The organism is Pseudomonas artemisiae (assembly GCF_057128685.1).
In genome coordinates, this window is record NZ_JBSKHS010000005.1 from 143,581 (window position 1) to 156,014 (window position 12,434).

The following is a 12,434-nucleotide window of genomic DNA, read 5'->3' on the forward strand; positions in this document are numbered from 1 at the left end:
AGGGTCCTTGGGTCAGAGGAGCTGGCCGGCACGAGGGGCACTGACCAGGGTTGCCAGGCGAGCGTCGAGCCAGGTCGCGAAGGCCTGTGAGGGTTGCGCGTCCACCACCAGGTACCACCAATGCGCTTGGGCAAAGGCCCGGCATTTTACGGCGTCCTTCTCGGTCATCACGACCGGAAGCGCTGGCGTGAACGCCAAGCTCGCCGCGCTGTAAGTGGCATGGTCAGCGAACGCATGCTCGGTCGGGCGCCAGTTTAACCCTTCGAGGGTGGAGAAGAAACGCCGTGGGTTACCGATGCCCGCCACGGCGTGCACGGCCTGCCCAGCAGGGAAATGGCCCAGCCCTACCCGCTCCCCCGACAGCAGATTCACCAGCCCGGTGGGCTGCACGGTCATCCCATAACCCTTTGCGCTATCGCCAGGCTGGCCGTTGTAGAGCACCGCGTCTACTTCGAGCAGGCGCCCTGGCGGCTCGCGTAAGGGCCCGGCAGGCAGGCAACGGCGGTTGCCCAAGCCACGGGTGGCGTCGATCAGCACCAGTTCAAGGTCGCGCCCCAACCGGTAATGCTGTAGCCCATCGTCACAGAGGATAAGGTCCAGCGCATGGGCGGCCAGCAGAGCCTGAGCGGCCTTGGGGCGATCTGGGTCGATGGCCAAGGGTACGCCACTGCGTTGCACGATCAACAAGGGCTCGTCGCCAGCAATGTGTGCGGTGTCACGGCTGGATACCAGCCACGGAAAGCTTGGTGGCCTGGCGCCATACCCGCGGCTGATCACGCCTACGCGCAAGCCGGCTTGGCGGCAATGCTCGATCAGCCACAGGATCATCGGGGTTTTGCCGGTACCGCCGACGGTAATATTACCTACCACTATGACTGGCACGGGAGCCTGCCAAGGAGCGGGGTCGCCACCCTTGAACGCCGCCCGACGGCGCTGCGCGACGCGTTTGTAGAGGGCTTCAAGCGGCGTCAGCAGTGAAAGCGCGGGGTGACCCTGATACCAGGCAGCCAGCAAGCGGTCAGAGAATGTCATCAGTTACCCGCCTGCGCCTCGATGGTGGTCATGCTCAAGCGGCTGAAGCCTAGCTTGCCGGCCGCATCCATGGCCGTGATCACCGCCTGGTGCGGGGTTTTGCCATCGGCACTGATCGACAGCGGCAGCGTGGTGTCGCCATTGGACTCGGCACGTAGGGCGGTGATCAGGGTATCGAGGTCACTCTTGGGCAATACATGCCGGTTGATGGCGTAGTTGCCGTCGGCGCTGATGGCGATGTCCAGCCGCTTGGGTGGGTTCTGGTCTGGCGCGCCATTGACGGCCTCTGGCAGGTCCACTTGCAGCTGGGTTTCACGGGTGAAGGTGGTGGTGACGACGAAGAACAGCAACAGGATGAACACCACATCGATCAACGACGTGAGGTTGATTTCGATGTCTTCCCGACGTCGGCGGCTGCGACGGAATTTCACGCTTTGCCTCCGTCGATGTCCACTTCACGGTCACCGTGAACCACTTCCACCAGCTTGATCGCATCTTGCTCCATGCGCACCACCAGCGCGTCTATCCGGCGCTGCAACAAGCGGTGGAAAAATACCGCCGGGATGGCCACGATCAAGCCGGACGCGGTGGTGATCAACGCCTTGGAGATACCGCCGGCCAATACCGTGGCGTTGGTAGTGCTGCCGGTTGAATTAAAGGCGCTGAAAATGTCGATCATGCCCAGCACCGTGCCCAGCAGGCCCAGCAGCGGCGCCATGGCGGCGATGGTGCCCAGGGCGCCGACGTAACGCTCCAGTTCGTGAATCACGCTGCTGGCCGCTTCCTCGATGCACTCTTTCATGATGTCGCGGCCATGGCGGGAGTTGGCCAGCCCGGCGGCGAGAATTTCACCCAAGGGGGAGTCAGCCCGCAGCGCCTTGAGTTTTTCGTTATTCAGTTGCTTGTCTTTGATCCACTTCCATACCTGGGCCACCAGATGCGGTGGGCTCACCCTGCTGGCGCGCAGTGCCCAAAGGCGCTCCGCGACGATGGCAAGGGCCGCGATGGAGCTCAAAATGATCGGAAACATCATCCAGCCGCCAGCTTTGACCAATTCCCACACAGTACCGCCCCTCCCGAACAAATTCGCCACTCTATCACACCCGTTTGCAACCAACCCGCCCTGCTAGGGCTGCATGGCACCGCTGGTCGCCCGCCATGGTCTTGGCCGCTGGCGCCCGTAGCGGGCGGGCTGGCCACGGCCTAAATGAAACTCCACCGCCCCATGCACGGCACTGTCCAGCGGTTCGATACCGTGCGACCTCAGCCGCGCCAGCACTTCGACGTGAGGATGGCCAAAGCGGTTGTTCCAACCACGGGAAATCAATACGCCCGAAGGCGCCAGGGTGTTCAGGAACGCTGCGGAGGTTGAGGTGCGGCTGCCATGGTGCGGCACTTGCAGCCAATCCACTTCAAGGGTTGGCCAGGCGCGCAGAAGCGCCCGCTCGGCCATGGCGTCGATATCCCCTGTCAGCAGCAGCCGCTCGCCCTTGGCGATCACTAGCAGTACGCAGGAGGCCGGGTTGCTGTCCCGGGCAGCGGGCCAACGCCAAGGCACGAAACGTACGTTATCCCATACCCAAGGCTCGGCCCCTTGGCAGGCCTGTGCCTGCCAGCGCCCCGGTGCGTCTTGCGGTTCGCCAGCAAGCACCCGGCCAGGTTGTAGATCATTGATTACGGCTTGGGCGCCACCGGTATGATCGGCATGGGCATGGCTCAACACCAGGGTATCGAGCTGGCGTACACCTAGGCGCCTGAGGCTAGGCACCACGATGCGGTCACCCGCGCCGCCTTCGCTATAGCCCGGCCCTGCGTCGAACAGCAGTGCATGCTGGCGGGTACGCACCAGTATCGCTAACCCCTGGCCCACGTCCAACTGCACCACCTGGGCCTCGCCCCAATCAGGTTTAGACAGCGAAGCAATGCCCAGTTGCAATACCATGGGCACGCCTAATAAGCGCAGGGGCACCCCCGCGGGGAGCAATAACAGGCCTGCCCCGAGCGCCGCCAGTAGCCACGCCCACCAGGCCAGCCGGGGCCCAAGCCAGGGCGCCACCGCGTTAGCGGCTGGCGTCAATACTGCCAGCAATACCTCCAGCGCCGAACCCGCCAACCCTAACAGGGGCTGCGCCCCCCACGGCAGCCACAACGCCAGGGTACCCAACAGGGCCAAAGGCACTACCACCAGGCTTACCCAAGGCACCGCGACCAGGTTCACCACCGGGCCAGTGAAGCTGATGGCTAGCCCTAAGGCGCTCATCACCACCGCCATGGCCAAGGCTATACGCCACTGGGCCCGCAGCAAGGCCCGCCACCAGGGCCAACCCCCCAAGCGCCCGGCAAAGCTGGCCAGTAGCACGGCTACCGCAGCGAACGACAGCCAGAACCCAGGGCCAGCCGTTACCCTGGGGTTGACCGCCAGCACGCTAGCCAATGCCAATAGCAACGGGGTGAATACCCCCAAGCCGCGAAACCGCCAACGCCACAGCAAGGTGACCATGATCATCAGGCAGGCGCGCTGCACCGGCACTCCAAACCCGGCAAGCGCGCCATAGCCCAGTGCGCCCAACGCGGCCAGGACACAGGCACAAGGCAACCACGGCCAGCGGGCCGGCCACACGCCCAGCCGCGCCAGGGTGGCGACCCCTGCATAAAGCAAGCCTGCCAACAGCCCTACATGCTGGCCAGAAATCACAAATAAGTGCACGGTTCCGGTGGCTTGCAAAACCTGCCACTGTTCCCGTGCCAAGCCCGAACCATCACCCAGCACCAGTGCCACTAATAAGCCCATATGGGGATGTGCGTTAGAGGCTAATAGCCGCTGTCGCACCTGATCGCGAATACCCAGGGGCGCTTCGGCCAGGCGATAGCCGTGTTTCACACTGCCGGTCGCGCCAGCCCCGCGAACGAACAACCACGCCTCATAATCGAAACCGCCAGGGTTCACCTGGCCCCTAGGTACAGCAAGTTTTAGCGCCAGGCGCCAACGTTCACCACTACGCACGGGCGGGCCGTTGCGCCAACTTATACGGATGTTCGACGGCAGCGCCGCTCGGCGCGAGGTGGCATTAGCCAAACCGAACTGCACGCTCTGGGCTGACCGCGTGGGCAAGCCGGTAATCTCCCCCTCAACCCATAGCGTGCGGCCATCCAAGTGCGGCGACAGTCGCTCTTCGCTCAGGCGAGCAGCAGCGAGCAACGCCCAGCTCAACCCTATCAGGGCAACGCCTAACCAGGGCCCAGGGCGCGGCGCCCATAGCACCAAACCTAACCCCGCCAAGCCAGCCAGCGCTATCAGCCAGCCAGGCGCCAGGCCCGGCCACCAACGCGTACTCATCACACCCAGCGCGAACGCCAGCAGTCCTCCACGCATACCCTACCCTCCCTGGTCGCCAGGAAGGATAGTGCGGGGACACCAGCCCTGGGGAGGAAGGCTGTTACTGGGTATTAAACCGTCAAGTACGCATGCCCCGACCGCTGACTAGCAGCTTGGCGCAAGCGAAGTACAGCACTACCGTGGCAACCACCATAAAGGTCAGCGCGGTGCCGATCTGGATATCGGACACGCCGAGAATCCCGTAACGGAAGGAGTTGACCATATGCAACACAGGGTTGGCCAATGACAGTGTTTGCCAAATGGGCGGCAGCAGGTTGATGGAATAGAACACCCCGCCCAGGTAGGTCAGCGGCGTTAGCACGAAGGTTGGGATGATGGAAATATCATCGAAGTTGCGCGCAAAGACCGCGTTGATAAAACCCAGCAGCGAAAAAATGGTAGCGGTAAGCAATACCACGACCACGGTTACGCCCAAGTGATGCACCTGCAAGTCCGTGAAGAACAGCGAGAGCAGCGTTACGATCACGCCAACGGCCAAGCCACGCAATACACCACCGAGGGTATAGCCGATCAAAATGATATGGGGCGACACCGGTGACACCATCAGCTCTTCGATGGAGCGCTGAAACTTGGCGCCGAAGAAACTCGATACCACGTTGCCGTAGGAGTTGGTGATCACCGACATCATGATCAGCCCCGGCACGATGTACTGCATATAGGTGAACCCACCCATGTTGCCAATCTGACGGCCAATCAGGTTCCCGAAAATCACGAAGTACAGCACCATGGTAATGGCGGGGGGCAACAGGGTTTGCGGCCAGATACGCATGAAGCGGCGCACTTCCCGATAAACGATGGTCTGTAACGCCACCCTATTGGGCGAGAACTCACTGTTCATACGGCGACTTTCTCCAGATTTTGCTCGACCAGGGATACGAACAACTCCTCCAGGCGGTTGGTTTTGTTCCTCAGGCTTTGCACTTCGATATTACGCGTTGCCAGCTGGCCGAATAGCGAGGTGATGCCTGCGTTTTTATCGACCTGCACTTCCAGCGTGCGAGGGTCGAGCAGCCGGCAGGGGTAACCCACCAGCTCTGGCGCGGTGGTCACGTCTTGGCGAAGGTCCAGCACGAAGGTTTCGACCGTCAGCTTGCCCAGCAAGGCACGCATGCTGGTGTTCTCAGCGATGGTACCGTGGTCGATGATGCCGATGTTGCGGCACAGTTGCTCGGCCTCTTCCAAGTAGTGGGTAGTGAGGATGATCGTGATGCCCTTGCGGTTAAGTTCGGTAAGGAAGGTCCACATCGAACGGCGCAGTTCGATGTCCACGCCCGCGGTAGGCTCATCGAGAATCAACAACCGCGGCTCGTGAATCAACGCCCGGGCAATCATCAACCGCCGCTTCATGCCGCCAGACAACGACCGCGAAGGCGCATCACGTTTATCCCACAGCCCCAACTGGGTCAGGTACTGCTCGGCCCGCTCCTTGGCGATTTTCAGTGGAATACCGTAGTAACCGGCCTGAGTGACCACAATGTCGAACGTCTTTTCGAACTGGTTGAAGTTGAACTCTTGCGGCACTACGCCCAGCAGGCGCTTGAGCTTGGCTGGTTCGCGGTCCAAGTCGTGGCCGAATACATTAACGCTGCCGCTGGTTTTATTGACCAGGGTCGAGAGAATCCCGATGGTGGTGGATTTGCCAGCGCCGTTAGGGCCGAGCAATGCGAAGAAATCGCCTTCGGCGACGTCCAGATCGATCCCCTTAAGGGCCTGGAAACCGTTGCCATAGGTCTTTGTAAGCTGCCGGATGGACAGTGCGGAACTCATGTCAGATCTGTACCAATAGAAGAGGTGGCCGAACGTTAAGGGCCGCCGAGGTGAATTACAATGTTTTGGCGTTGGGTTTCATCCTGAAGAAACCGCTAGCATGCGTACAGTCACTGCCCTCGATAGTCACTATCACGGCGGGGCCATTGTGATTGAGCTCTGTGTCACCGACAGGCCGCAACAGGTTTAAGTTTCGCTGAGCTGCCCACGCGTGCTCGGCGCGCGCCCTACCCGGCCACGACAATTCAAGCCACGGCGCTTATACTGCCGCGCCTTTTAACCAGGAGACTCGCCATGGCCCATTCGATTCTTGAACACCACCTGGCGTTGCTGCGCCACCTGCGGAGCATTCTTGTAGCCCTGGGCGAGGCCGAACAGGTGCCTGAGGAAAGTCACACGTTGTTTGTGGAGCGTTTCGATGAGCTGATCGAGGCATTGGCCGAAGGCAATCAGGAAAGCCTTTACCTGGGCCAGGAACTGCTCTGCCAGGTCATCACCCGCTACCCTCAAATCGCCCACCTGGTTCCTCGGGACCTGCTGTGGTTCTTTGGGGGCGACTGCCTGCACTATATGCCCGACGACGAGATTGACCTGTACCAGCAGCTCGAAGAGCGCCGCTACCAGGCTGAAGAGAACGATGAGCCTTTTGACTGGACTCAGGAAAAGCAGCTGCTGGCCCTGCCGGAAAGTGGACCTAGGCACTGATCGATAGTAGGTAGCTAAGCTGCTTGATAAGCCTGTTCGCCAGCTTTGCTGGCGCCTGCCTGAATGCTGAGCGCGCTGGGCATTGAATGACCGAGCGCGCGCCGCACAGTACAATAACTAGCCTATCTGTTCGCTTGTCATGTTTCCGGCCCCATACTTGACATAGCCAACAATTGCCGTATCCACTGTTTCTTCTATCTTCTGCACGAATGTCGGTAGCTGCGTGACCTTGGCATACACCCTTGCCCGCCAACCGGTGAGCAGCTGATAGTTGTTGCCAGTGAGCAGTTTCTGTACGCCGTCACTTTCCACAATCGCAAACTTGGGCGTTACCACCTGCACGCAATAATTGGCTATCCCGATTGATTTGCTCGCACAGCGCCTTGGACCAGGCTTTACCTGCCTGAGTGGCGGAGGGCGTGAACACATGGTGCTCATACAAATGTTGGGTAGCCAGGTCTCGCACCTGTAAGCACAGGCTCTGCCCATTCGCCAGCGTGTACTGATCGTCGCGCGCCAGCGCTTGTACCAAGTTGTTGGCGAAAGGCGCGGTACTGGAGGCCCTGAAGGCATTGCGGCACCACAAGCGAAGTTGCTCCTTGCCCTCACACGTCAGGCTGCCCTGCTCGTTCCACCCTCCCGCACTCAACCCCTTGCCGTGCTCGACAATGTACTGGGCGAATGCCTGTGGCCACTGGTCCTTTTTTAGGGCGCCTTCGGTGGCCGTATAGTCAACCCTGTACATCTGGCCATCGCGCTCGCGTACCTGACAGGCGCTGATCACTTCACCCTTGACCAAGTCCCGCCCACCCTTGATCGGGCAGAGGCTGTGCCAGCCACCTTCGATACTACCCACTCGCTCCAGACCAAAGCCCTGCATGTCGGGCAAGGTGCCGTCGGGTAGATTGGTGATCTGGTAAGGCACCGGGAAGGCCTGTTTGGCAGCGTTCACCGGCACCGCGGTAAAGGGCTTTGCGCCAGAAACGTGCGTGGGAGCCTCTTCGGCTTGTTTTAAGGCGCCCTCCACCGCGTTCAACAGATAGACATTGGCGATTTTATCGATAACTACCTGACAAGGGTCATAGCAACCCCATTTGCTTTGTGGGTCATAAACCGCCTGGAGGCGGTTGAAGGCCTCTTTTGATTCGTGACTGACTTTAAATTGCAAACATTTCAACGAATTAGCAACGCCGTATAAATCTCCACATCTAACCGGGCCGAATAGAAAGAACGGGGCAAAAGAATCCGTGAGGGAGATGCTCTCCTTCAACTCGACTAACACCGCGCCTTGCTCAGGCGTCAGGCTCGACCATCTTTCAGGCTCGACCTTCACGGCACCGGCTTTAAACAGTTTTTCCAGATGTTGCTCCCAGCGCCTTTTTTATCGTCAAACTCTTTGATTAATGTGACATTACTGAGGGCGATCTTTTTTTCCTGCCTGTCATCCGAAGTACCAATCGATACCGTGGCCCCAGATGCTTTTATCAGTGCGCCGGACACACCGTCGAGGCTAATGGTCTCACCCCGAGTAAAGTATTTATTAATGTCAGCAGCGTTGTAAGACATCGCTCATTGCTCCATTTTGGTTAGCGCCATGGAACAATTGTTAAACCCTTTTGGCGGCGGCCGTAACTAACAGAAATGCTAGGTATATTATTAAAGCCGAACCCTCGGATTTCGCTACGCCGATAGTTAGCCTGGCCTTTTTGCGAATGCGAGTGCGCACGTTGGTCGCCTGTTGGGTGACTGCCCTCAGCTAATCTATTTTATTTAGCGCCAGCCACCTTGGCTGCCTCGAAATGCCGTACCAGTACTTTCACTATGGTCTCATTCGACTCAAGCAAAGGCCCCTTGGAATCAGAGCGCGTGCATTCTTGGAGGATATCGTTCAGGGCATCAAGCAGACCGATGTCCTCTGCCGTAGCCTTGCCCTCAATCGCCCTGAGAACTGATTCGTAGAGCTTGATCTTTCCTTCCGCGGTCTGTTTTAGTTTTCCTTTGCCGCTCGACTGCTGGGCTTTCGCTTTTCCCAGCTCAGCTTCAAGAAACTCTATCGCATTTTGATTGCTCATGGTGCCCCCTTAAATAATCGCTGTTCTACTCAAGACTATGCGCAATCACTATATTCTTTAATCCTTTTATCACCCACCTAACAAAATGATAGGTACTGTTCTCTATCAAATAAAAACAAAAGCTAATCATTTGAAAATATCTTTATAAATTACGCATTATATACGCAGTTGCTCCGCACCCTGACCGCGGTACACCTCTCTCGCCGAGCCCAGGTACTGCACGATGAAGCCTGGCTTAATGAGGTGAATAGCCGTTGGGCCGATAGACAGCCAGGTAGGGAATGAACAGTGGCTGGAATGACAGGTTGAAGCGCAGACATGCCTCTGCTCGTCGCCCTCGGCATCGATTGATAGTGCACAGCCCGCGAAATCGCTGTGATTGAAGTGGGTAACTGGGGGGGGTCGAGGCATACTGCACTGAAACGAAAAAAGACGCCTAAGCGTCTTTTTTAAGTATTTACAGACTTCGGTGGGAAACCTGTAAATTAATATTTGGAGCGGGAAACGAGACTCGAACTCGCGACCCCGACCTTGGCAAGGTCGTGCTCTACCAACTGAGCTATTCCCGCAATGGCGTCCCCTAGGGGACTCGAACCCCTGTTACCGCCGTGAAAGGGCGGTGTCCTAGGCCACTAGACGAAGGGGACAACTACCCGAAACAACCTTGGCCGTTTCAACAGCCGCTGCCGCGAAGGCCTCGGTTTTTACCCGCACCGCCGTAAGGCGATACCACTGTAAACTGGAGCGGGAAACGAGACTCGAACTCGCGACCCCGACCTTGGCAAGGTCGTGCTCTACCAACTGAGCTATTCCCGCAATGGCGTCCCCTAGGGGACTCGAACCCCTGTTACCGCCGTGAAAGGGCGGTGTCCTAGGCCACTAGACGAAGGGGACACGCTACAACATTCACTCCCCGCGGCGTGCTGCTAAGTGCTTTACGCTGCAAGTGGCGCGCATTCTAGGGGCGGTTTTGATACCCGTCAAGCCCCGGCTAAAAAATTATTCAAATCAAGGGCTTCGCTCCCGCTGAGCGTTTACATAAATGGCCAGGGGCTATGCTGCGCTACGGCCCACGCGCATAATCAGCCCGTGCGGCGTTACCCGCTGACACTCTAGGCTGCGCTGCACCCTCCCCTGGCAGCCACTACACTCGAATAAAAGTACGGATGAGGTTTGCCCCGTGACGCATACGATGATCGCCGTAATAGTGATAGCGGGTATCGCGATACTCATCGCCATCGGCTTCCTTAACAATATGGTAGAAGCCAACAAGGCGGAGAAGATCCGCATGGGCCACGAGCTCAAGGACCGCCTGCGGCGCTGCGCCGAGCTCAACGAGCGGTTTCCAGGGCAATTCGTGACGCCTGAACTGAAAATGCTCATGCACCGCCTGGAACATAATGTGGTCAAGCGGGCCTGGTCGCTGAATAAGTCGAACCTTACGCTCAAGGAGCGGCTGGCCGAGCTTGAACTGGACATGCAAAAAGGCGAAGACGACAGCAACGGCGAAGGCAAGGGCGTGGAAATCAAAAACCCCGCCACCCCCGTGACCACCGAAGCTCAGGCCAAGGAGGCGAGCTTTCTTATCGAAGCGCTGCACCATCAGATTCTACGGGCCGCGCAGGAAGGGGTTTTCAAGCCAGGCGAGCCTCGTCACTGGGCCAATGTAATTCGCGGCCTGCTCGTTAAACTGCACTTGGAGTTCTTCAATAACCTGGGCCAGCAAGCATTTGAAGACAGCGACCCTGGCCATGCTCGCCTGGCCTATGAGCGGGCGGTGCAGTACCTGAAAAAACAACCCGACCCAACGGCCTACAGTGAAGAACTGGCCTATGCGCAAAAGATGGTCGCCCGCGCCGATGCCTTGGTGCTTAACAAAATCCAGGCCGGTGACGACGACCAGAATGAGCTGACCGCAGGTTTGAAGGTCACCGAAGAACAAACCGAGTGGAAGAAAAAAGCCATCTACGACTGAGGCACATGGCTCAACTAGGCGGGGCAATGGCACGTTGTTCGATGCCATTGCCCCTGTCACTAGCGCTCAGCTTAATACCGGCTAACATCCGTAGCTTGCAGGAATATCTGCGCCAGCTGCTCCACGCCTGCCTGATCCTCTTCGGTAAACCGCCCAATGCTGGGGCTGTCCAGGTCCAGCACGCCGATCAGTTGGCCATCCTTTACCAGCGGCACCACCAGTTCGCTGTTTGAAGCACTGTCGCAGGCAATATGCCCTGGAAACGCGTGCACATCTTCCACCCGCTGCGTGCGCCGGGTGTGCGCCGCGGCACCGCATACCCCTTTGCTGAAGGGGATACGCACGCACGCCACCTTGCCCTGGAACGGGCCAAGCACCAGTTCTTCCTCGCGGTTCAGGTAAAAACCTGCCCAATTCAGGCCGGGCATTTCACTGAACAGGAACGCAGACAGCTGCGCGGCATTGGCAACAAAATCCCGCTCCCCGGCCAGGAGGGCTTCAAGTTGAGCACATAGCAGGGCATAACCACCCAGGCCAGTACCCGTGGATTGCAGATCGATCATCGGTTGGCTTCCAGCATTTGCAGGCCCACCCACTGGCGGGCGAATTGATAGGCGCAGCGCCCATTACGGTTGCCGCGTGAGGTGGCGAAGCGCACGGCAAGCACTTCGAAAGCTGAGTCCCGCTGCCAGTTCAACCCGGCCTTGCGGGCCAGTTGATTGACCCAGTGCTCGGCTACGTCCAGATAATGGGCCTGAGTAAAGGGATAGAACGACAGCCACAGGCCGAAGCGGTCTGATAACGCGATCTTGTCCTCCACCGCCTCGCTGGGGTGAAGCTCACCCTCGGACCGCACCCAATTTTCGTTGTCACTTTGTTTTTCCGGCACCAAATGGCGGCGGTTGGACGTCGCATAGAGCAACACGTTCTCGGCTGCTTGCTCAAGCGAGCCATCAAGCACGCTTTTAAGGATACGGTAATCGCCCTCCCCTGCTTCGAAAGATAAGTCGTCGCAAAACAGCACAAAGCGCTGAGGCAAGTTTTGTACCTGCTCCACCACCCTTGGCAAGTCGGCCAAATGGTCCCGCTCGATCTCGATCAAGCGCAGCCCACTCGCGGCATATTCGGCCAATAACGCCCTGACCAGTGAAGACTTCCCCGTGCCACGGGCGCCCCACAGCAGAGCATGGTTCGCTGGCAAGCCCTCAAGGAATTGCCGAGTGTTGCGCTGCAACTGCTCGCGTTGTTTATCCACCCCTTGAAGGTCGTCTAAGCGGATATCGAGGCTAACGTCCACCGGCAGTAGGTACCCGCCGCGGCCATCACGCTGCCAGCGCCCGGCAAGGCTAATGCCCCAGTCGATGACGGGCCGAGGGGCCGGCAATAAAGGCTCCAGACGCATAAGCATTGCGTCGGCGCGTTCGATAAAAGCATATAAACGAGAATCCACAACTTCACCTTGGCGCCTACAAGCGCTATATAGAAA

The 12,434-nt window shown here is 58.7% G+C and carries 13 protein-coding genes and 4 tRNA genes; 2 read left to right on the forward strand and 15 right to left on the reverse strand.

What is annotated here, in order from left to right:
- Nucleotides 1-12: 12 nt before the first annotated feature.
- The 6 genes from lpxK to ACWKV4_RS08230 form a co-directional block, all read right to left on the reverse strand.
- Nucleotides 13-1,032: a tetraacyldisaccharide 4'-kinase gene (gene lpxK / locus ACWKV4_RS08205; RefSeq protein WP_483831585.1), complete on the reverse strand. Its 1,020-nt coding sequence runs from the start codon at nt 1,030-1,032 to the stop codon at nt 13-15.
- Nucleotides 1,032-1,463 carry an ExbD/TolR family protein gene (locus ACWKV4_RS08210; protein WP_483831586.1) on the reverse strand — a complete coding sequence of 144 codons (432 nt, stop codon included), beginning with the start codon at nt 1,461-1,463 and terminating at the stop codon, nt 1,032-1,034. The genes lpxK and ACWKV4_RS08210 overlap by 1 nt, the downstream gene beginning before the upstream one ends.
- A complete protein-coding gene (locus ACWKV4_RS08215; protein ID WP_483831726.1) occupies nt 1,460-2,095 on the reverse strand; it encodes a MotA/TolQ/ExbB proton channel family protein in 636 nt (211 codons plus the stop codon). The genes ACWKV4_RS08210 and ACWKV4_RS08215 overlap by 4 nt, the downstream gene beginning before the upstream one ends.
- A 63-nt stretch (nt 2,096-2,158) precedes the next feature.
- Nucleotides 2,159-4,405, reverse strand: coding sequence for a DNA internalization-related competence protein ComEC/Rec2 (locus ACWKV4_RS08220; protein WP_483831587.1), 2,247 nt, complete (start codon nt 4,403-4,405; stop codon nt 2,159-2,161).
- Between the two features lie 82 nt (nt 4,406-4,487).
- Nucleotides 4,488-5,267, reverse strand: a complete 780-nt coding sequence (locus ACWKV4_RS08225; protein WP_483831588.1) for an ABC transporter permease — start codon at nt 5,265-5,267, stop codon at nt 4,488-4,490.
- A complete protein-coding gene (locus ACWKV4_RS08230) occupies nt 5,264-6,196 on the reverse strand; it encodes an ABC transporter ATP-binding protein (protein ID WP_483831589.1) in 933 nt (310 codons plus the stop codon). The genes ACWKV4_RS08225 and ACWKV4_RS08230 overlap by 4 nt, the downstream gene beginning before the upstream one ends.
- A gap of 294 nt (nt 6,197-6,490) precedes the next feature.
- On the opposite strand from ACWKV4_RS08230, the gene ACWKV4_RS08235 reads away from it, so the two are divergent.
- Entirely contained in the window at nt 6,491-6,901 is a 411-nt protein-coding gene (locus ACWKV4_RS08235) for a PA2817 family protein (RefSeq protein WP_483831590.1), read from the forward strand.
- A gap of 301 nt (nt 6,902-7,202) precedes the next feature.
- On the opposite strand, the gene ACWKV4_RS08240 is transcribed toward ACWKV4_RS08235, so the two are convergent.
- The 7 genes from ACWKV4_RS08240 to ACWKV4_RS08270 all read right to left on the reverse strand — a co-directional run bounded on the left by ACWKV4_RS08240 (nt 7,203) and on the right by ACWKV4_RS08270 (nt 9,867).
- Nucleotides 7,203-7,853, reverse strand: coding sequence for a hypothetical protein (locus ACWKV4_RS08240; protein ID WP_483831591.1), 651 nt, complete (start codon nt 7,851-7,853; stop codon nt 7,203-7,205).
- A 377-nt stretch (nt 7,854-8,230) separates the two neighbouring features.
- Nucleotides 8,231-8,467 carry a hypothetical protein gene (locus tag ACWKV4_RS08245; RefSeq protein WP_483831592.1) on the reverse strand — a complete coding sequence of 79 codons (237 nt, stop codon included), beginning with the start codon at nt 8,465-8,467 and terminating at the stop codon, nt 8,231-8,233.
- A 200-nt stretch (nt 8,468-8,667) separates the two neighbouring features.
- The gene (locus ACWKV4_RS08250) at nt 8,668-8,973 is read right to left on the reverse strand and encodes a hypothetical protein (protein ID WP_483831593.1); all 306 of its coding nucleotides are present in this window, start codon (nt 8,971-8,973) and stop codon (nt 8,668-8,670) included.
- Between the two features lie 493 nt (nt 8,974-9,466).
- Nucleotides 9,467-9,542: transfer RNA gene (locus ACWKV4_RS08255), tRNA-Gly, on the reverse strand.
- 2 nt (nt 9,543-9,544) lie between these two features.
- Nucleotides 9,545-9,620: transfer RNA gene (locus tag ACWKV4_RS08260), tRNA-Glu, on the reverse strand.
- Between the two features lie 93 nt (nt 9,621-9,713).
- A tRNA-Gly gene (locus tag ACWKV4_RS08265) sits at nt 9,714-9,789 on the reverse strand.
- A 2-nt stretch (nt 9,790-9,791) separates the two neighbouring features.
- Nucleotides 9,792-9,867: transfer RNA gene (locus ACWKV4_RS08270), tRNA-Glu, on the reverse strand.
- A 286-nt stretch (nt 9,868-10,153) separates the two neighbouring features.
- Between ACWKV4_RS08270 and ACWKV4_RS08275 the strand changes: the two genes are divergently transcribed.
- On the forward strand, nt 10,154-10,948 hold the full coding sequence (locus ACWKV4_RS08275; protein ID WP_483831594.1) for a hypothetical protein: 795 nt from the start codon (nt 10,154-10,156) through the stop codon (nt 10,946-10,948).
- 71 nt (nt 10,949-11,019) lie between these two features.
- Here ACWKV4_RS08275 and ACWKV4_RS08280 read toward each other — a convergent pair whose 3' ends face one another.
- Complete coding sequence (locus tag ACWKV4_RS08280) at nt 11,020-11,511, reverse strand: GAF domain-containing protein (protein WP_483831595.1); 492 nt, start codon at nt 11,509-11,511, stop codon at nt 11,020-11,022.
- Entirely contained in the window at nt 11,508-12,398 is an 891-nt protein-coding gene (locus ACWKV4_RS08285; protein WP_483831596.1) for an ATP-binding protein, read from the reverse strand. The genes ACWKV4_RS08280 and ACWKV4_RS08285 overlap by 4 nt, the downstream gene beginning before the upstream one ends.
- Nucleotides 12,399-12,434 lie beyond the last annotated feature (36 nt).